The following is a 17,102-nucleotide window of genomic DNA, read 5'->3' as shown; positions in this document are numbered from 1 at the left end:
CGGCACTCGTTCAGTCCCGCAGCAGCGGGAGCAGCCGTTCGCCCTGGCGCTCGATCTCCGGCAGGTAGGGGGTGTCGGAGAGCACGAAGTGCGTGATGCCGAGGGCCTGGTAGTCGCGCAGCGACGTGGCCACGTCCTGCGCCGAGCCGACCAGCCAGGTGGTGCCCGCGCCGCCGCCGCCGTACCGGCCGGGGGCGGTGTAGAGGTTGCCGTCGAGCACCTCTCCCCGCGCGGCCAGGTCCAGCAGCCGCCGCTGGCCGACGGCGGCCTGCCAGTCCACGTCGCGCGCCACGGCGCCGCGGGCCATCCTGGCGACCCTGGCCTCGGCGTCCGCCCAGGCCTGCTCGGTGGTGTCGCGGACCAGCGTGGTGACCCGCAGCCCGAACTCCAGCGGCGGGAGCTCGCGCCCGAGCCGCTCGCCGAGCCGCCTGAGCCGCTCGATGCGCGCCGCGACGCCGTCGAGCGGCTCGCCCCAGAAGAGCTGGACGTCGGCCTCGGTGGCCGCCACCCGCTCGGCCGCCTCCGAGGCGCCGCCGAAGTAGAGCCGGGGGTGCCTGCGCTCGCCCAGCACCACCGGGCGCGGCTCCACGGTGGAGCCGGTGACGCTGAAGTGCTCGCCGTGGTGGGTGACGTGCTCCTCGGTCCAGAGCCTGCGCACGAGCCGCATGAACTCCTTGGTACGGGCGTAGCGGCGGGCCTGGTCGCCCTCGCTGTCGCCGTACGCGGCCGGGTCGTCCTTGCCCGAGACGATGTTGACCAGCACCCGGCCTCCGCTGAGGTGGTCCAGGGTGGCGGCGGCGGAGGCGAACGGGGCCGGGCGCCAGTAGCCGGGCCGCACCGCGATCAGCGGCTGGAACGTCGTCGTGCGCGCCGTCAGCGCGGTGGCCACCGTGAACGTGTCGGGCCGCCCCCAGCCGGCGCCGATGAGCGCCCCGGCCCAGCCGTGCCGCTCCACGGCCTCGGCGTGGCTGCTGAGGGTCGCCAGGCTGTTGTGACCTGCGACGGCGTCGTCGCCGCGATGGCCGGGCCGGGCCTGGTTCGGGATGTACCAGAGGAACTGGAGGCTCATGCCACTAAACCTATTATTCAGGTAGGTAGAGTTCAATTCTGCGGCGCCCTGATCGCCTCTTGACTCTGCCGTTACGTCAACTCCTACCGTCGTGAACGAGCCGGAAGATCCGGCCCGGTGAAGAGCGGGGACGGGTGGGGCCCATGACGTGGTCGATCGCGCAGGTCGCGCGGATGTCGGGCGTGACGTCCAGAACGCTGCGCCACTACGACGAGATCGGCCTGCTGCGGCCGGCCCGGGTCGGCGCCAACGGCTACCGCCACTACGAGGAGGACCAGCTCCTGCGGCTGCAGCAGATCCTCGTGCTGCGGGAGCTGGGCCTCGGCCTCACCGAGATCGCCGCGATCGTCGACCGGCACACCGACCCCGCGGCGGCGCTGCGCGAGCACCATCGCCGGCTGCTGCTGGAGCGCGACCGGCTCGACGCGGTGGCCCGCATGGTCGCCCGCACCCTCACCGAACTCGAGCAGAGCGAAGGGAAGAACGGCATGTCCAGAATCAGCAGACCGGAGAACCTGTTCGAAGGCTTCGACCCCGTCCGCTACGGCGCGCAGGCCCGCGAACGGTGGCCGGAGCACTGGGAGCGGGCCGGGCAGCAGGAGCTCCTCGACACCGCCTCTCACGAGGAGATCGAGCGGATGCAGCAGGAGGCCACCGCGGGGATGATCCGCATGGCGGAGCTCATGGCCGCCGGCACGGCGGCCGACGACCCTGCCGTGCTCGCCGTGCTCGACGGCCATTACCGGCAGATGACCCGGTTCTGGACGCCGAGCGCGGCGGAGTACACCCGGCTGGGGCGGATGCAGGCCGAGGACGAGCGGTTCAGGGCGAACTACGAGCGGGTGGCCGAGGGGCTGGCGGCGTACATGGGCGACGCGATGGCCGCGTACGCGCGGGCCCGCCTGAGCTGAGGTGCCGGGATAGGCGGCTTCACGGAGCTCCTACTCGAAACGCGCGTGATCCGGCGCGGTCATGTGCCGCAGCAGCGGCACGGCCGTGAGGATCACCAGCAGGGAGGCGCCCAGGCCGCCGCCCACGGTCGCGAAGTAGACGGGCCCCGGCATGGCCAGGGACACGCCCCTCATGGCGAGCTCGCCCACGAACGGCCCCGCCACGCCGAAGCCCGCGCCGGCCGCGACGGCGGCGGCCAGGACGAGCGGGAGCGCCGACTCCAGCAGCACCACCGCCGCCAGGGTGCGGGCCGGGGTGCCGGCCAGCCGCAGCAGGGTGAACGGCTGCCTGCGCTCCATCAGCCCGCCACCCACCGCCACCACCAGGCTGCACCCGCCGGCGATCAGGGTCAGCGCGACCATGGCCAGCGCGATGTGCTCGGCCTGCGTGTAGAGCGTTGCCCTGGCCTGCGCGACCTCGGCGAAGGTCATCGGCGCGCCGGCGCCGTAGCGCGCCAGCAGCGTGCGCAGCTCCTCCAGCGTGCCCGGGTCGTCCATGCCGACCAGGACGGCCGCCAGGCCGAGGCCGTCCGTGGAGACCGCCTGCCCGGTGGGCGCGGCGAAGGGGAGGAGCCTGTCGACGGTGAGCGGGTTGTCGGCCTCGACGAGGCGCTCGAAGTAGCCCGTCACGGCCTGCGCGCCCGCCGGGCACCGGCCGAGCACGGGGTAGCGGGCCAGGCTCGCGCAGTCGGCGGCGGTCCTGGGCGGCGGGCGGCCGTCGCCCGGCACGGGCCCGTCCGCGATCCCGGGCGGCGGAGGGGCGGCCGCGTCCGCGGCCCTGGGCGGCTGGGGGCCGGTCGTGTCCGCCGCGCTGGGTGTCCGGGGGCCGGTCGCGTCCGTGGATGCGGGGGGTCCCGCGTCGTCGCGGGCCGGCTGGTCCGTGCCGCCGGGCAGGGCGTAGATCGGCAGTACGGTGACGCCGGGGCGGGTGCGCAGCCGGGCCAGCAGCTCGGCTCCGTCCTGCGGCGCCAGGCCGCCCGTGCCGGGGGTCGGGGTGAGCGGGGCGCGCAGCACGCCGTTGAGCGTGCCGCCGGCCACCGCCTGCTGCCCGGAGACCACGGCCGGCACGATGCCCGCGATCGCCGTGCCCATGAACACCGCCAGCACGAGCCCGCTCACCGACCGGAAGGCCGCCTTCGGATCGGCCGCCATCCGCTGCGCCGCCAGGAGGGTCGCCGCACCCCCGGTCACGCGGGCGGCGAGCCGGGCGGCCAGCATCGTCAGCCACGGGCCCGCCAGGATCAGCCCGATCATGATGAGCGCGAGGGCCGCGCAGGCGAGCAGCGCGTCCGGCTCGCGCCCGTCCCCCCGGAACACCGGCCCGGCGAACAGCGCCAGCCCGGTGAACAGCGGGATCACCCGCCAGGCCCGGGGCGGGCGCCCGGCGGCCTTCCTGGCCACGCCCAGCGGGGAGACGCGCACGCGGCGCAGCGACCAGAGCGCCGTGCACCCCGCCAGGATCGGGACGCCGGCGAGCACGGCCGCGTACTGCCAGGAGGCCGGGACGACCAGCTCGGGGAAGAACCGGGAGCCGGTGACGCGGACCATGGCCGCGGCGGGCCGTACGAGCTGGAACAGGGCGACGCCGAGCAGCGCGCCCAGCAGCGCCCCGAGCGCCGCCTCCACCGCGGCGAGCACGTTGACCTGGCGGGACGTGGCGCCGGCCAGCCGGAACGCGGCGAATCGCGCCTCCCGGCGGGCGGCGGCCAGCCGGGTGGCCGCGTTCACCAGCACGAGCAGCGGGACGAACAGGCCGATGGCGGCCACGGCGAAGCCGAACCGGTAGATGTCGGTGTCGTCGTTGAGCAGGGAGGCGGCGGACGCGGTCTCCACCGTGTCCACCTGCCGCGCCCCCGTCAGGGCGGCGACCTCCTGCGGGGTCCGCCCCACCACGACGGCCAGCTCGTCCGGCCCGGACAGGGCGGCCCGGCCGATGATCCCCGCGCGGGTCCCGGGGAAGCGGTCGGCCAGCCGTTCGCGCGGCACCGAGTCCAGGAGCCCGGCCAGCGCGGGGGAGGCGTAGTACTGGCCGGGGCCGGGCATGCGCGCCAGGCCCGGGATCACCGGCGCCCGCCCGCCGAGCGCGGCGGCGTCCAGCCGCTTGATCTCCTGCCCGGCGTAGTAGTCCTCCCGGTAGCTCCACAGGGCGCCGGCGGCGACGGCGCCGATGGTCCGGCCGCTGGGCGCGGTGCCGGTGGCGTCGAGGGTCCGGCCGCCGGGCGCGGTGCCGGCGGTGCACTCCCAGCAGGGGCGTGCGGTGGTGGCCTGGAAGGCGTTGAAGAGGGAGAGCGTGGTCAGCAGCACCGTGACGCCGGTCGCCACCCCGGCCACGATCAGCGCCAGCCGGGCCACCGCCTCCCTGCCACCGCGCAGCGACAGCCGCAGCCCCAGGATGATCATGATGTGACCATGCCGGCGTAGGGGTCGGTGACGCGGCCGTCGCGGACGATGACCTCCCGGTCGGCGAAGGAGGCCACCCGCGCGTCGTGCGTCACCACGATCACCGTCGTGCCCTCCTCGCGCGCCAGCCCGACCAGCAGCTCCATGACGTGCTCGCCGGTCAGCGAGTCGAGCGCGCCCGTCGGCTCGTCGGCGAACAGCACCCGCGGCCCCGTCACCAGCGCCCGGGCGATCGCCACCCGCTGGGCCTGGCCGCCCGACAGCTCGCTCGTGCGCCGCCCGCCCAGCTCCGCCAGCCCCAGCCGCTCCAGCCACTCTCCGGCCCGCCGGTAGGCGTCCCTGCGCCTGGTGCGGCCCAGCAACATCGGCAGGGCGACGTTGTCGGCCGCGGTCAGCTCCGGCACGAGCTGCCCGAACTGGAAGACGAACCCGAAGGCGGTGCGCCGCAGCTCCGTGCGCCGGGCGTCGCTCATCGTGTCCAGCCGCCGCCCGCGGAACCACACCTCGCCGCTGTCGGGCGTGAAGATCCCGGCCAGGCAGTGCAGCAGCGTCGACTTCCCCGAGCCGCTGGGGCCCATGACCGCCACGATCTCCCCGGCGGCCACCGCCAGGTCGGCCTCGCGCAACGCCGGCGTCCGCCCGTAGGAGCGGCTGAGCCCCCGCGCACGGAGGATCATGCCTCACGCACCATGGCCGCCAGCGCGCCCAGCCGCGCCTGCGTGACGTCGATCCAGCGCAGGTCCGCCTCCAGGTGGAACATGCCGTGGTCGGCCAGCAGCGCGTCGGTCAGCGAGCCGGTGCGCTTGATCTGCGTGAACTCCCGCATGCGCCGCAGGTGCGTGGCCCGCTGCAGGTCGAGATAGCCGGCCGCGTCGCGGCCCAGCATCAGCGCCAGCACGACCTTGGTGAACAGCACCGTCTGCAGGTACGGCTCCGCCGCCACCGGCTCCGACAGCCACGCCTCCACCTCCTGCGTGCCGAGCGGGGTGATGGCGTAACGCTTGCGGTCGGGCCCGTCGCCCGGCTCGCTCTGCCCGGCCGTGACCTTGCCGTCCCTGGAGAGCCGGCCGAGCGTGGAGTACACCTGCCCGAACGGCAGCGGCTTGCCGCGGCCGAAGAAGGTGTCGTAGTCACGCTTCAGGTCGTAGCCGTGGCTCGGCTCGCGTTCGAGCAGGCCGAGCAGCGCCAGGGGAACACTCATGACCGGTGACTATACACCGGAGGTATAACCCCGGCGGATAGCCGCAAGCCGGGGAGCACTCGGAAGAAGCCCGTCTTGATCATCGTCCAGCGCGTGCGGCCGCCCACGCGCGCCAGGTCCGCGGGTGGTGCGGGTGTGCCGGGAGGGGCTGGGGAGCTCTCCGTGGTCGTACGGTCGCTAGATGGAGCGTTCCGACGAGTCGAGCGCGGCGGTCACGGCGTCCTCGACCCGCTCGTGCACCGGGATGTGCGCCACCACGCCCGTGATCTCGAACAGCCGGGCGGGCAGGGGCTGCACGGCCGCCAGGTGCACGGCGCCACCGGCCTTCAGGCAGTCGGTGGCGCACTTCAACAGGACATGCAGCCCGGAGCTGTCCATGAAGGGCACCCCGGACAGGTCGAACACCAGCCTCTTCGCGGGAGCCGCCTGGGCCTCCCGGAGGTAGGTCTCCAGGTCGGCCCGGTTGGTGGCGTCCATCTCACCGGTCACGGCGATCACGGTCACCCCGTGCAGGTGCTGGTGCGCCAGCGTTAATGGCGGCATCTGCGGATTCACCGCTTCCGCCGGCGGAATTTGACCATCAATGAAGGATAGTCCGCCGGAGTCGTCGGCGATATCCCGGTTTTTGCTGATGCGACGCGCTCAGCCGCCGTGCCCGTGCCCCTGCCCGTGCCCCTGCCCGTGCCCCTGCCCCTGCCCGTGCCCGTGCCCGTGCCCGACGAACGCGGCCGCGGGTCTCCCGCCCGGCACCAGCCCGAGCGCGACGACCCCCGCGGCCCCCGCCACCACCGCGCACAGCGTGAACCCGGCCACGAACCCGCCGGCGCCCGGCGCGCCGGGCGCGAGGCCGGCGGCGGCCACGGTGGACACGACGGCCACCCCGATCGAGCCGCCGAGCTCGTGGAAGGTGCTGATCACCCCTGAGGCCACGCCGTTCTCGCCAGGAGGGATGTTCGCCATGGTCGTCGTGGTGGCCGTCACGAACGCCGGGCCGATGCCCAGCGAGGCCAGCACGAACCCGGGCAGCAGCGTCGTGTGAACGCCGGCGCCCGGGGAGACCTGCGCCATCAGCGCCGCACCCGCCGCGGTCAGCACGAAAGCCGCCACCGCCACCGGCCGGCCGCCGATCCGCCCGATGAGACGGCCGCCGAGCTGCGCGCCGGCCGTGATGGCGACGGCCGCGGGCAGGAAGATCAGCCCGGTCTCCAGCGGGCTGAACCCGAGCACGTGCTGCAGGTAGAGCGTGCTGAGGAAGAACAGGCCCAGCATCAGCCCGGTGGCCACCAGCATCACGAACGTCCCCGAGATCACCGGCCGGCGGGCGAGCGTCCCGGCCCGCATGAGCGGGGACCGTACGGACCGCTCGACGACGACGAACAGCGCGTACAGCAGCACCGCCCCGGCCAGCGGCAGCACCGTGCCCGCCGCCCCCCACCCGGCGTCGCCCGCCGCGACCACCCCGTAGATCAGCAGCGCCGTCGCCAGCGTGACGACCAGGGCGCCCGGCACGTCCACCGGCTCGCGCCGCCCCGCGGCGCCCGGCACCAGCGCGGGCACGGCGGCCAGCACCGCCAGCCCGATCGGCACGTTGACGAAGAACACCCAGGCCCAGCCGGGCCCCGCGGTCAGCAGCCCGCCGACGAGCACGCCCAGCGCCGCCCCCGTGCCGCCGATCGCGGCCCACACGCCGAGCGCGCGTGCGCGCCGCTCGCCGTGGAAGGTGGAGACGATCACCGCCAGCGCCGCCGGTGACAGCAGCGCCGCGCCGACCCCCTGCAGCGCCCGCCCGGCGACGAGCGCGGCCCCGCTCCCGGCCAGCCCGCACACCAGCGACGCCGCCGTGAACAGCCCGAGCCCCGCCAGCAGCGTCCTGCGCGCGCCGAGCACGTCGGCGAGCCGCCCGCCGAGCACCATGAGCCCGCCGAAGCAGAGCGTGTACGCGGTCACCACCCAGGTCAGCGCCTCGCGGCCGAGCGCCAGATCGGCCCCGATGGACGGCAGCGCGACCTGCACCACCGTGATGTCGACGATCAGCATGAACTGCGCCAGGCACAGCAGCACCAGCACGGCCCACCCGCCGGCCTTCGGCGCGGGGCCGGGCATGTCGTGACGACTCATCCGCAACTCCTTAACTTGAACATCGATGTTCAAGTTAACACATGTAAACGGTACGGGGGTACCGTGTTGGGAGCGGCGGAAAAGCCATGGCGGTCCGGCGCGGCAGGCGGCAGGATGCCTGGCATGCGCCTGCACCTCGACACCGACCTGGGCGGCGATCCTGACGACCTGTGCGCCCTGGCGATGGTCCTGGGCCGGCCGGACGTGACGGTCGTCGGCATCACGACCTGCGGCGACCCCGACGGCCGCCGGGCCGGTTACGTCGAGCACTGCCTGCGCCTGGCAGGGCGCCAGGACATCCCGGTCGCGGCCGGGGCGGGAAGGTCGTCCACCACGGGCCGGCCCATGGGCGACCTGCCCGATCACGAGCGGTACTGGGGCGTTCCCGTCGCTCCTCGCCCGGCGCCGCCGGAAGCGGCGATCGACCTGCTGGAGCGCAGCATCGAGCAGGGCGCCACCATCGCGGCCGTCGGGCCCTTCACCAACCTGGCGCTGCTGCACGCGGCGCGGCCCGGCAGGCTCGACGGGGCGCCCGTGGTGGCCATGGGTGGATGGCTGGGCCCCCTCGGCACCGGCCTGCCCGCCTGGGGGCCCGAGATGGACTGGAACACGCAGTGCGACCCCCGGGCCGCCGAGCTGATGGCCGAGCGCGCCCGGCTCACCCTGGTCCCGCTGCCCGTCGCCGCCAGGTCGCACCTGCGGGCCGCCCACCTGCCCCGCCTGGCCGCCTCCGGCCCCCTGGGCGAGCTGCTCGCCCGCCAGTGCGGCGCCTACGCCGCGGACGCCGGCATGACGGAGCTCGGCCGCGCCCACGCCGGGCTGCCCGACGACCTGGTCAACTTCCACTGGGACCCGGTCGCGTGCGCCGTGGCGCTCGGCTGGAGCGGGGCCGTCGTCCAGGAGCGGCGGGTGCGGCCCGTTCTCGAAGGGGAGCGGTTGCGCTTCGAGGACGACCCCGGCGGGCGCCTGACGCACGTGCTGACCGACCTGGACGTGCGGGCCTTCGACGACGTCTGGATCGAGGCCGTCGAGCGGGCTCAGCGGTAGGCGACCAGCGTCGCCGGCCAGACGGGACGGGCGGCGCGGAGCCTGATCGCCGCGCCTACGACGCGGCGGCGGGCGGGAGGAGCAGCGACGACATCGTCTTGATCAGCACCTCTTCCACCTCCTCCGGCGCGAGCCGGCCCACCTCCCGCTCCTGCGCGGCGCTGTGGATGATCGAGAAGAACGCGGTCACCAGCCACGGCAACGGCAGGTCGCCGCGGAAGTCGCCGTCGCGCCGGCCCCGCTCGATGAGCCGCTCGACCCGCCGCAGCGGCGCCTCGTGGTGCTCCCTGATGCGTTCGGTGGCCAGCACCCGGTCGGCCGCCAGGAACAGCCGCCGGTGCCGGTCGAGGATCTCCCACGACGAGCGCAGCAGCCCGGCCATCGCCTCCGGCGCGGGCGCCGTGTCGATCGACTCGTCCTCCAGCACGGCGTCCGCCATGCCCACCGCGTGGTCGAGCACGGCGTCCACCAGCGCCTCACGCGACGGGAAATGCCCGTACAGGGTGACCCGCCCCACCCCGGCGGCCTTGGCGATGTCGGCCACGCTGGCCGTGGGGTCGGCGCTGAGCAGCCGTGTCCCGGCCTCGAGGATCGCGGCGATGTTGCGCTCGGCGTCCGCGCGCCTGACGGGTACGGGCTGTCGTGCCGCGGCCTTGACCATGAGACCACCCTACGACGCCCGGCCCCGAACACCCCGGAAGGGCGCTCCACGGGCCGCCCGCCCCGGCCCCGGCGGCGGCTACGCTGGAGATCGGAGGCGATCGATGCGCGCACGTGAGCTAGCCGTCGACTTCCCGACGGTCACCCTCGACACCCCGGCGCTGGAGGCGGCCAAGCTGCTGGCCGACCGCGACCTGCCAGGGCTCATCCTGGTCGACGAGGCCGGGCGGCCGCACAGCATCCTGCCCGGCACGCAGGTGCTGCGGCTGGCGGTGCCGGCGTACTGCCAGGACGATCCGGCGCTGGCGCGGGTGGTGGACGAGGCCCACGCGGACCGGTTCCTGCACCGGCTCGGCGGCAGGACCGTGCGGGAGTGCCTGCCGGAGCAGCCGCGCGAGCTGCCGGTGACCGACGCCAAGGCGACGGTGCTGGAGCTGGCGGCGCTGATGGCACGCACGCGCAGCCCGCTCGTCGCGGTGGTGGACGAGGAGGGGCTGGTCGGGGCCGTCACGCTGCAGTCGCTGCTCGACCACGCCCTGCGGCTCTGACCGGCACGCCCCCGCGTTACGGGAGCTCGGCGAAGCGCTCGACCTGCTCGGTGCGGCCCGAGACCAGGACGATGTCGCCGTACGACAGCTCCGTCTCCGCCGTGGCGTAGGTGAACTCCTCGTCCGGCGGCTTCACCGCCACGATCGTGACCCCGTACTTGCGGCGCAGGTTGGAGCGGCCGAGGGGGACGCCCACGTACTCCTTCGGCGGGATCGTCTTGGCGATGGCGAAGTCCTCGTCCACCTGCATGTAGTCGAGCATGCGGCCGCTGACCAGGTGCGCGACGCGCTCGCCCATGTCGTGCTCGGGGAAGACGACGTGGTGGGCGCCGATGCGGCTGAGGATGCGGCCGTGCTGGGTGCTGACGGCCTTGGCCCAGATGTCGTTGATCTCCAGCTCGACCAGCAGGGACGTGGTCAGGATGCTGGCCTCGATGTCGCTGCCGACGGCCACCACCGCCTGGTAGAAGTCCGGCACGCCGAGCTGGCGCAGGGCCTCCATGTCGGTGGCGTCGGCGGTCGCGATCTGCGTGATCCGGCCCGCGAGGCCCTGGGTGATCTTGGGACGGTGGTCGATGGCCAGGACCTCGGTGCCGCGCCGGGTCAGCTCCAGCGCCAGCGAGGTGCCGAACCGGCCCAGACCGATGACGACGACCGGGTCGCCCTTGTACTCAACCAACGATGACACGCTCCTCGGGTAGCTCGTAGTGCCGGGCGCGCCTGTTGAGCGCCAGGGCGGAGCCCAGGGTGAGTGGGCCGATCCGGCCGATGAACATGAGCACGACCAGCAGCAGATGCCCGGCCGTGCCGATGTTCGCGGTGATGCCGGTGGACAGGCCCGCCGTGCCGAACGCCGCGACCACCTCGAACAGGACCTGGTCGAGACTGTACGGGGTGAGGGCGAGCAGCAGGTACGTGGCCAGGCCCACGATCGTGACGCCCAGCGCGGTGATCGTCACGGCCTGGCGCTGCGCGGTGTCCGGGAGGCTGCGGTGGCCGATGTTCACCCGGCCCTCGCCGCGCAGCTCGGCCCACACGACGAAGGCCAGCAGCCCGATCGTGGTCACCTTGATGCCGCCCGCGGTGCCCGCGCTGCCGCCGCCGATGAACATCAGCAGGTCGGTGGTCAGCCAGCTCGACGGGTGCATCTGGGAGATGTCGAGGGTGTTGAAGCCGGCCGAGCGCGGCATGACCGCGGCGAAGAAGGCCGCCAGCACCTTGCCGCCGTCGTCGAGCGGCCCGAGCGTCCTGGGGTTGCGCCACTCGATCACCAGGAACGCCAGGGTGCCGAGCACCAGCAGCACTGCGGTCACCCACACCGTGATCTTCGTCAGGATCGTCCACTTGCCGGGGCGCCGCCAGGAGCGGGCCAGCTCGAACACCACGGGGAAGCCGAGCCCGCTGATGATGCTGGCGATCGCCACGGTCAGGCAGATCCACCCGTCGGAGACGAACCGCATGAGGCTGTCGGGCCACAGCGCGAAGCCGGCGTCGTTGAAGGCGCTGATCGCGTGGAAGACGCCGAGGTAGAGGGCGCGGCCGAACGGCTCGTCGTAGCCGGTCACGAACCGGGTGGTGAGCACCGCGGCGGCGACGGCCTCGCAGATGAGGCTGAACACGACCACCTTGCGCAGGACGTGCCGCACGTCGCTCATGCTCAGCGTCTTGGTCTCGGCCTGCACCGCGATCCTGGCCCGCAGGCCTAACCGGCCGGACAGGAGCAGCGTGAACACGGTCGCCATCGTCATGATCCCCAGGCCGCCGGCCTGGACCAGCCCGGCGATCACCAGCTCGCCGAACACCGACCAGTGCGACTCGGTGTCGACGATGGCCATCCCCGTCACGCAGACGGCGGACGTCGCGGTGAACAGCGCGGCGACCCAGCCCGCTGAGACGCCCTCGGTGGTGGCGATCGGCAGCGCGAGCAGGGTGGTGCCGACCGCGACGGTCAGGCCGAACGCGGCGACGACGACCTGGGCGGGATGCCTGAACCGGGAGGTGAACGGCGTCAGCACCCCCATCACCGCACCCCGCTCCGGCAGCAGCGGCAGCGACGACATCTGCCACGCATTCGCGAACGCCTCCCCCGAACATCCGACCGGCAGTCCCTTGCCGACCAGACTTCCCGGCGCACCGCGCACTACCGTAACAGTCCGCGCGAGCACCAGCGCACCTACGCCTTCTTGACGCAGAAACTATGGGAAAACGATGCGAAGTGGTGCTCATTTGAGCGGGTCGTGACCCCAGTTCATGAGCGAGTACCGCCACCGGGTGTCGGTGACGTCGCCCGAGGGACGCTGGGCGAGGTGGCGGCGGACGTAGCCGACGACCTTGTTCATGTGCGCGTAGTCGCCGTCCGACCAGTCGGACCTCTTGCCGCGCAGCAGCTCCACGATCTTCCGGCCGGACTCGTGCCCCACCGACTCGCCGCCGTCGTCCTTCTGCCCGACGGACTTCGACTCGCCGGTGGCCAGCCACTGCTCGAGCTCTTTCGCGGTCATGTTCACGGCCTCGCCGAACGCGTCCGCGATCGCCTTCCTGTCGGCGTCGGAGGTCATTTCCGGCCCTTGCGCAGCGCCGACGGCTTGTGCACGGCCTTGCCGCCGCTCTTCTCGCTGCGCACCACGTACTGGGGCTCCTCGGGGGAGGCGGCGACCGTGCGCCCGGCCTCCTTCTGCCGCTTGGTGATCTTCTTCTCGACCTTGCCCTGGGCGGTGGAGCCGTGGCTGCTCCAGGAGACCTCGTCCCCCGGGGACAGGTCCTGCTTCTTCTTCTTGGCCATGCGAGCCGCGCTACCCGCCGCGCCGCCTGCCAGCGGCCGGGCACCGTTTCTTTACCGCGGCGAGCCGAAGAACTCGCGCAGCTCCGTGACCGGCGCCTCGGCCCGCCGGAGCCGGCGCCCCGCGGGCCGGAAATCCCTGCGCGCCCGAGGAGGGCTGCCGGGCATACTATGCGCCATGTCCGATGACCTTCCCCTGACCGTCGAGGAGCTGGCCGCCGCCGAGCGGCGCGGCAGACGCCTGAAATACCTGTACTTCTGGGGGCACCAGCCCACCCGCGACGGCAGCGTCGGTCAGGGCTGCCTGAGCCAGTGGTGGCCGGTCAGGTTCACTGAGGACGGGCACACGTTCGCCTCGGCCGAGCACTACATGATGGCGCACAAGGCGTGGCTGTTCGGCGACGAGGAGGCGGCGGCCGGGATCCTCGCCGCCGGGCATCCCGCGCAGGCCAAGGCGCTCGGCCGCGGCGTGCGCGGCTACGACCAGGCGAGATGGGAGGAGCGCCGCTTCGACATCGTCGTACGCGGCAACGTGGCCAAGTTCGGCCGGGACGACGAGCTGACCGGTTACCTGCTCGGCACCGGCCGGCGCGTCCTCGTCGAGGCCAGCCCTGTTGACCGGGTGTGGGGCATCGGCCTGGCGGCCGACGACGACCGCGCCGCCTCGCCGGGGCGGTGGCAGGGCCTCAACCTGCTCGGCTTCGCCCTGATGGCCGCCAGGAGCATCCTTCAGGACGGGAACCGCAGGTAACCCGGCGGCACGTGGTCCACCAGCCACACCCCGTTGGCGCTGCGCAGGAACGCGTGCCCGTCGGCGTGCATCACCCCCGACGCCACCACCAGCACCACCGGGACGCCCCGCCGGGTCCCCACCCGCGTGGCCGTCTCCCGGTCGGGTGACAGGTGCACGTGGTGCCGGCTCATCGGCCGCAGGCCCTCCCGCCTGATCGCCGCCAGGAACCGCCCCACCGTGCCGTGGTAGAGCACCTCGGGCGGCTCGATCGCGGGCAGCCCCAGGTCCACCGGCACCGAGTGCCCCTGGCTGGCCCTGATCCGTCCCGCTTCGATCGCGTAGCGGCGCTTGTCGTTGGCGGCGACGACGGTCCGCAGCTCGTCGTGCGTGATCGGGAAGCCGTGCGCGGCGGCGGCCCGCAGCAGCTCCTCCACCTCCACCCAGCCGGCCGGATCGAGCGTGAGGCCGATGCGCTGCGGATCGTGCCGCAGATGCCTGGCGAGATACTTGGAAACGCGTATCATGCGACGTTCGTCCATCACTGGTCATGGTGCCGCGTGCGAGGCCCCGCCGCCAATCGTTATCCCGCCATAGCGGACATTCAGGGCGCGCCTTGGCGCTTCGTTGGGGCTCGGGTGGGGCGGCCAGGGTAAGGGCCGGGCATGGACACCCAGGTCACAACGCCCGTCACCCACGCGCCCGCACCGCGCGAGATCGACGTCGAGACGCTGCGCCGGCGGCTGGAGGAGGCCGTGGACGGGGAGGTGCGCTTCGACACGGGCAGCCGCGCCGCCTACTCCACGGACGCCTCCAACTACCGGCAGGTCCCCATCGGCGTGGTCGTGCCGCGCCATCTCGACGCCGGGGTGGCGGCGGTGTCGGTGTGCCGGTCCAGGGACGTGCCGGTGCTGTCGCGCGGCGGTGGCACCAGCCTGGCCGGGCAGTGCTGCAACGTGGCCGTGGTGATCGACTGGTCCAAGCACTGCGGCCGGGTGGAGTCCGTGGACGTGCCGGGGCGGCGGATCGTCGTGCAGGCCGGAGCCGTGCTGGACCACGTCAACCACGTCCTGGAGGACGAAGGGCTGATGGTCGGGCCCAAACCCTCCAGCCACCGCGCCTGCACCCTCGGCGGCATGATCGGCAACGACTCGTGCGGGGCCTCCGCCCAGGCGTACGGGAAGATGGCCGACTCCGTGCTGCGGCTGGAGATCCTCACCTACGACGGCGTGCGCGCGTGGGTGGGGCCGACCGGCGCCGACGAGTACGCCCGCATCCAGGCCGAGGGCGGGCGCCTGGCCGAGATCTACCGGCAGCTGCGCGACCTGCGCGACGACACGATGGAGCTGGTCCGCACCCGCTTCCCCCGGCTCGAACGGCGCGTGTCGGGCTACAACCTGGACCAGCTCCTGCCCGAGAACGGCTTCAACCTGGCCCGCGCCCTCGTCGGCAGCGAGGGCACGCTCGTCACCGTGCTGCGCGCCGAGCTGGCCGTGGTGCCGCGCCCGGCCGCCCGGGCCCTGGCCGTCCTCGGCTTCCACGACATCTTCGCCGCCGCCGACGCCGTCCCCTCCGTCGCCGCCCACCGCCCGCTGGCGCTGGAGGCCATGGACGAGACCATGTACCGGCTGGCCCGCGCCGAGCGCCCGCACGACCCCGCGCTGCGCGACCTGCCGCCCGGGGCCGGCTGGCTGCTGGTGCAGTTCGGTGGCGACACCGCCGACGAGGCGCGCCAGCGGGCCGAGGACATGATGCGCGACCTGTGCCGCAGCGACGGCAGGCCCGCGCCGTCGCACGCGTTCCTGGGCGACCCTGCCAGGGAGGACGAGCTGTGGCGGCTGCGCGAGTCCGGGCTGGGCGTGGAGGCGTACCCGCCGACCGGGCGGCAGACGTACGAGGGCTGGTCCGACGCGGCCGTCCCGCCCGAGCGGCTGGGCGCCTACCTGCGCGACTACGACCGGCTGCGGCATCGCCACGGCTACGCCCACTCGGCCCTGTACGGCCACTTCGGGCAGGGCTGCGTGCACGGCAGGCTCCCGCTCGACCTGCACACCGACGACGGCATCGCCAGGTACCGCAGGTTCGCCGAGGAGGGCGCCGACCTGGTCGCCTCCTACGGCGGGTCGCTGTCGGGCGAGCACGGCGACGGGCAGGCGCTGGCCGAGCTGCTGCCACGCATGTTCGGCGAGTCCGTGGTGGAGGCGTTCGGCCGCCTCAAGGCGATCTTCGACCCGCGCGACCGGATGAACCCCGGCAAGGTCGTCCACCCGCACCGCCTCGACCAGGACCTAGCGCAGCGGCACTTCTACCCGCTGGAGCCCCGGCACACGTTCTTCGGCTACCCGGCCGACCACGGGCGCTTCGGCCACGCCGCCACCCGCTGCGTGGGGACGGGCACCTGCCGCAAGCAGACGTTCGAGGGCGGCGTCATGTGCCCCAGCTACCGGGTCACCCGCGAGGAGGAGCACTCCACGCGCGGGCGGGCCAGGCTGCTGGAGGAGATGGTGCGCGGCGACCTGATCACCGACGGCTGGCGGTCCGAGGCCGTGCGCGACGCGCTCGACCTCTGCCTGGCCTGCAAGGGCTGCCGGGCCGAGTGCCCGGTGAACGTGGACATGGCCACGTACAAGGCCGAGTTCCTCGCCCACCACTACCGGCACCGGCTGCGGCCGGCCGCGCACTACTCCATGGGATGGCTGCCGCTGTGGGCGGCGCTCGCCTCCGCGGCCCCGCACGTGGTCAACGCCTTCACCCAGACGCCGGGGCTGTCACGGCTGGTCAAGGCCGTCGCCGGGGTCTCCGGGCGGCGGGCGCTGCCGCGGTTCGCGGGGGAGCGGTTCACCGACTGGCACAAGGGGCGTGGCGTGGTCGGGCCCGGCACGCGGGGGCGCGTGGTGCTGTGGGCGGACACGTTCTCCAACAACTTCGAGCCGCGCGTGGGACGGGCGGCCGTGGAGGTGCTGGAGGCCGCCGGGTTCGAGGTGCACGTGCCGCCGGTGACGCTGTGCTGCGGGCTGACCTGGATCAGCACGGGACAGCTCGGGATCGCCCGCCGGGTGCTGGCGCGCAGCGTGCGGGCGCTGCTGCCGTGGGCCGAGGCGGGGGTGCCGGTGGTGGGGCTGGAGCCGAGCTGCACCGCCGTGTTCCGCTCCGACGGGCCGGAACTGCTCAACACGGCGCAGACGCGGCTCGTGGCCGAGCGCACGCTGACGCTGTCGGAGCTGCTGGAACAGCGGGCGCCCGACTGGCGCCCGTCCTCGGCAGGCGGGTCGGTGCTGGCTCAGGTGCACTGCCACCAGAGCGCCGTCATGGGGTACGACGCGGATCGGGCCGTGCTGGCGCGGTTCGGGTTCCGTACGAACGTGCTCGACTCCGGGTGCTGCGGGCAGGCCGGGAACTTCGGGTTCGAGCGGGAGCACTACGACGTGTCGGTGGCCTGCGCCGAGGAGGGGCTGTGGCCCGCGGTGCGGTCGGCGAGCGACTCGGAGGCCATCCTCGCCGACGGCTTCTCCTGCCGCACCCAGATCGCCGCCGCCCGCACCGGCCGCCAGGGCCGCCACCTGGCCGAGATCCTGGCCGCCGCCCTGCGCCCGCGCTAGC

General features: G+C 73.8%; 17 protein-coding genes. 5 read left to right on the top strand and 12 right to left on the bottom strand.

Translation table 11 applies throughout. From position 1 onward, the window contains the following. Positions 1-10 precede the first annotated feature (10 nt). Positions 11-1,069 carry an LLM class flavin-dependent oxidoreductase gene (locus tag HD597_RS29350; RefSeq protein WP_253746146.1) on the bottom strand — a complete coding sequence of 353 codons (1,059 nt, stop codon included), beginning with the start codon at positions 1,067-1,069 and terminating at the stop codon, positions 11-13. 143 nt (positions 1,070-1,212) lie between these two features. Between HD597_RS29350 and HD597_RS29345 the strand changes: the two genes are divergently transcribed. Then, positions 1,213-1,980, top strand: coding sequence for a MerR family transcriptional regulator (locus tag HD597_RS29345; protein ID WP_253746145.1), 768 nt, complete (start codon positions 1,213-1,215; stop codon positions 1,978-1,980). A 30-nt stretch (positions 1,981-2,010) separates the two neighbouring features. Here HD597_RS29345 and HD597_RS29340 read toward each other — a convergent pair whose 3' ends face one another. The 5 genes from HD597_RS29340 to HD597_RS29320 all read right to left on the bottom strand — a co-directional run bounded on the left by HD597_RS29340 (position 2,011) and on the right by HD597_RS29320 (position 7,738). Next, on the bottom strand, positions 2,011-4,419 hold the full coding sequence (locus HD597_RS29340; protein ID WP_253746144.1) for an FtsX-like permease family protein: 2,409 nt from the start codon (positions 4,417-4,419) through the stop codon (positions 2,011-2,013). After that, complete coding sequence (locus HD597_RS29335; protein ID WP_253746143.1) at positions 4,416-5,096, bottom strand: ABC transporter ATP-binding protein; 681 nt, start codon at positions 5,094-5,096, stop codon at positions 4,416-4,418. Before HD597_RS29335 ends, HD597_RS29340 begins: the two co-directional genes overlap by 4 nt. Continuing rightward, complete coding sequence (locus HD597_RS29330) at positions 5,093-5,620, bottom strand: PadR family transcriptional regulator (protein WP_253746142.1); 528 nt, start codon at positions 5,618-5,620, stop codon at positions 5,093-5,095. Before HD597_RS29330 ends, HD597_RS29335 begins: the two co-directional genes overlap by 4 nt. A gap of 177 nt (positions 5,621-5,797) precedes the next feature. Further along, positions 5,798-6,163, bottom strand: coding sequence for an STAS domain-containing protein (locus tag HD597_RS29325; protein WP_253746141.1), 366 nt, complete (start codon positions 6,161-6,163; stop codon positions 5,798-5,800). Between the two features lie 99 nt (positions 6,164-6,262). Next, the gene (locus HD597_RS29320; RefSeq protein ID WP_253746140.1) at positions 6,263-7,738 is read right to left on the bottom strand and encodes an MFS transporter; all 1,476 of its coding nucleotides are present in this window, start codon (positions 7,736-7,738) and stop codon (positions 6,263-6,265) included. 123 nt (positions 7,739-7,861) lie between these two features. Here HD597_RS29320 and HD597_RS29315 point away from each other — a divergent pair, with 123 nt between their 5' ends. Beyond that, on the top strand, positions 7,862-8,785 hold the full coding sequence (locus HD597_RS29315) for a nucleoside hydrolase (RefSeq protein ID WP_253746139.1): 924 nt from the start codon (positions 7,862-7,864) through the stop codon (positions 8,783-8,785). A gap of 55 nt (positions 8,786-8,840) precedes the next feature. Here the strand turns inward: HD597_RS29315 and HD597_RS29310 are convergent, their stop codons facing one another. After that, entirely contained in the window at positions 8,841-9,446 is a 606-nt protein-coding gene (locus HD597_RS29310; RefSeq protein ID WP_253746138.1) for a TetR/AcrR family transcriptional regulator, read from the bottom strand. A gap of 103 nt (positions 9,447-9,549) precedes the next feature. Between HD597_RS29310 and HD597_RS29305 the strand changes: the two genes are divergently transcribed. Beyond that, the gene (locus HD597_RS29305; protein ID WP_253746137.1) at positions 9,550-9,993 is read left to right on the top strand and encodes a CBS domain-containing protein; all 444 of its coding nucleotides are present in this window, start codon (positions 9,550-9,552) and stop codon (positions 9,991-9,993) included. Between the two features lie 16 nt (positions 9,994-10,009). Here HD597_RS29305 and HD597_RS29300 read toward each other — a convergent pair whose 3' ends face one another. The 4 genes from HD597_RS29300 to HD597_RS29285 form a co-directional block, all read right to left on the bottom strand. Beyond that, positions 10,010-10,681, bottom strand: a complete 672-nt coding sequence (locus tag HD597_RS29300; protein ID WP_372513416.1) for a potassium channel family protein — start codon at positions 10,679-10,681, stop codon at positions 10,010-10,012. Next, positions 10,665-12,053, bottom strand: coding sequence for a TrkH family potassium uptake protein (locus tag HD597_RS29295; protein ID WP_443689987.1), 1,389 nt, complete (start codon positions 12,051-12,053; stop codon positions 10,665-10,667). The genes HD597_RS29300 and HD597_RS29295 overlap by 17 nt, the downstream gene beginning before the upstream one ends. Positions 12,054-12,215: 162 nt before the next feature. Then, positions 12,216-12,551, bottom strand: a complete 336-nt coding sequence (locus HD597_RS29290; protein ID WP_253746136.1) for a DUF3140 domain-containing protein — start codon at positions 12,549-12,551, stop codon at positions 12,216-12,218. After that, positions 12,548-12,775 carry a hypervirulence associated TUDOR domain-containing protein gene (locus HD597_RS29285; RefSeq protein ID WP_253746135.1) on the bottom strand — a complete coding sequence of 76 codons (228 nt, stop codon included), beginning with the start codon at positions 12,773-12,775 and terminating at the stop codon, positions 12,548-12,550. Before HD597_RS29285 ends, HD597_RS29290 begins: the two co-directional genes overlap by 4 nt. 175 nt (positions 12,776-12,950) lie before the next feature. Between HD597_RS29285 and ybiA the strand changes: the two genes are divergently transcribed. Beyond that, positions 12,951-13,523 (top strand): riboflavin biosynthesis intermediates N-glycosidase, encoded by a 573-nt coding sequence (ybiA, locus tag HD597_RS29280; protein WP_253746134.1) that lies wholly within the window; start codon positions 12,951-12,953, stop codon positions 13,521-13,523. Here ybiA and HD597_RS29275 read toward each other — a convergent pair. Next, positions 13,502-14,029 (bottom strand): RNA 2'-phosphotransferase, encoded by a 528-nt coding sequence (locus tag HD597_RS29275; protein WP_425572286.1) that lies wholly within the window; start codon positions 14,027-14,029, stop codon positions 13,502-13,504. The two genes, ybiA and HD597_RS29275, sit on opposite strands and share 22 nt — an antisense overlap. Positions 14,030-14,167: 138 nt before the next feature. Here HD597_RS29275 and HD597_RS29270 point away from each other — a divergent pair, with 138 nt between their 5' ends. Then, positions 14,168-17,101: an FAD-binding and (Fe-S)-binding domain-containing protein gene (locus HD597_RS29270; RefSeq protein WP_253746132.1), complete on the top strand. Its 2,934-nt coding sequence runs from the start codon at positions 14,168-14,170 to the stop codon at positions 17,099-17,101. Position 17,102 lies beyond the last annotated feature (1 nt).

This window comes from Nonomuraea thailandensis (assembly GCF_024172165.1).
GTDB lineage: Bacteria > Actinomycetota > Actinomycetes > Streptosporangiales > Streptosporangiaceae > Nonomuraea > Nonomuraea thailandensis.
This window is presented reverse-complemented; position numbering and strand designations above follow the sequence as displayed.

Excerpts from the sequence above, each read along its gene's own strand:
- HD597_RS29350 (WP_253746146.1), bottom strand. The coding sequence starts at position 1,069 with ATGAGCCTCCAGTTCCTCTGGTACATCCCGAACCAGGCCCGGCCCGGC.
- HD597_RS29345 (WP_253746145.1), top strand. The coding sequence starts at position 1,213 with ATGACGTGGTCGATCGCGCAGGTCGCGCGGATGTCGGGCGTGACGTCC.
- HD597_RS29340 (WP_253746144.1), bottom strand. The coding sequence starts at position 4,419 with ATGATCATCCTGGGGCTGCGGCTGTCGCTGCGCGGTGGCAGGGAGGCG.
- HD597_RS29335 (WP_253746143.1), bottom strand. The coding sequence starts at position 5,096 with ATGATCCTCCGTGCGCGGGGGCTCAGCCGCTCCTACGGGCGGACGCCG.
- HD597_RS29330 (WP_253746142.1), bottom strand. The coding sequence starts at position 5,620 with ATGAGTGTTCCCCTGGCGCTGCTCGGCCTGCTCGAACGCGAGCCGAGC.
- HD597_RS29325 (WP_253746141.1), bottom strand. The coding sequence starts at position 6,163 with ATGCCGCCATTAACGCTGGCGCACCAGCACCTGCACGGGGTGACCGTG.
- HD597_RS29320 (WP_253746140.1), bottom strand. The coding sequence starts at position 7,738 with ATGAGTCGTCACGACATGCCCGGCCCCGCGCCGAAGGCCGGCGGGTGG.
- HD597_RS29315 (WP_253746139.1), top strand. The coding sequence starts at position 7,862 with ATGCGCCTGCACCTCGACACCGACCTGGGCGGCGATCCTGACGACCTG.
- HD597_RS29310 (WP_253746138.1), bottom strand. The coding sequence starts at position 9,446 with ATGGTCAAGGCCGCGGCACGACAGCCCGTACCCGTCAGGCGCGCGGAC.
- HD597_RS29305 (WP_253746137.1), top strand. The coding sequence starts at position 9,550 with ATGCGCGCACGTGAGCTAGCCGTCGACTTCCCGACGGTCACCCTCGAC.
- HD597_RS29295 (WP_443689987.1), bottom strand. The coding sequence starts at position 12,053 with ATGTCGTCGCTGCCGCTGCTGCCGGAGCGGGGTGCGGTGATGGGGGTG.
- HD597_RS29290 (WP_253746136.1), bottom strand. The coding sequence starts at position 12,551 with ATGACCTCCGACGCCGACAGGAAGGCGATCGCGGACGCGTTCGGCGAG.
- HD597_RS29285 (WP_253746135.1), bottom strand. The coding sequence starts at position 12,775 with ATGGCCAAGAAGAAGAAGCAGGACCTGTCCCCGGGGGACGAGGTCTCC.
- ybiA (WP_253746134.1), top strand. The coding sequence starts at position 12,951 with ATGTCCGATGACCTTCCCCTGACCGTCGAGGAGCTGGCCGCCGCCGAG.
- HD597_RS29275 (WP_425572286.1), bottom strand. The coding sequence starts at position 14,029 with ATGATACGCGTTTCCAAGTATCTCGCCAGGCATCTGCGGCACGATCCG.
- HD597_RS29270 (WP_253746132.1), top strand. The coding sequence starts at position 14,168 with ATGGACACCCAGGTCACAACGCCCGTCACCCACGCGCCCGCACCGCGC.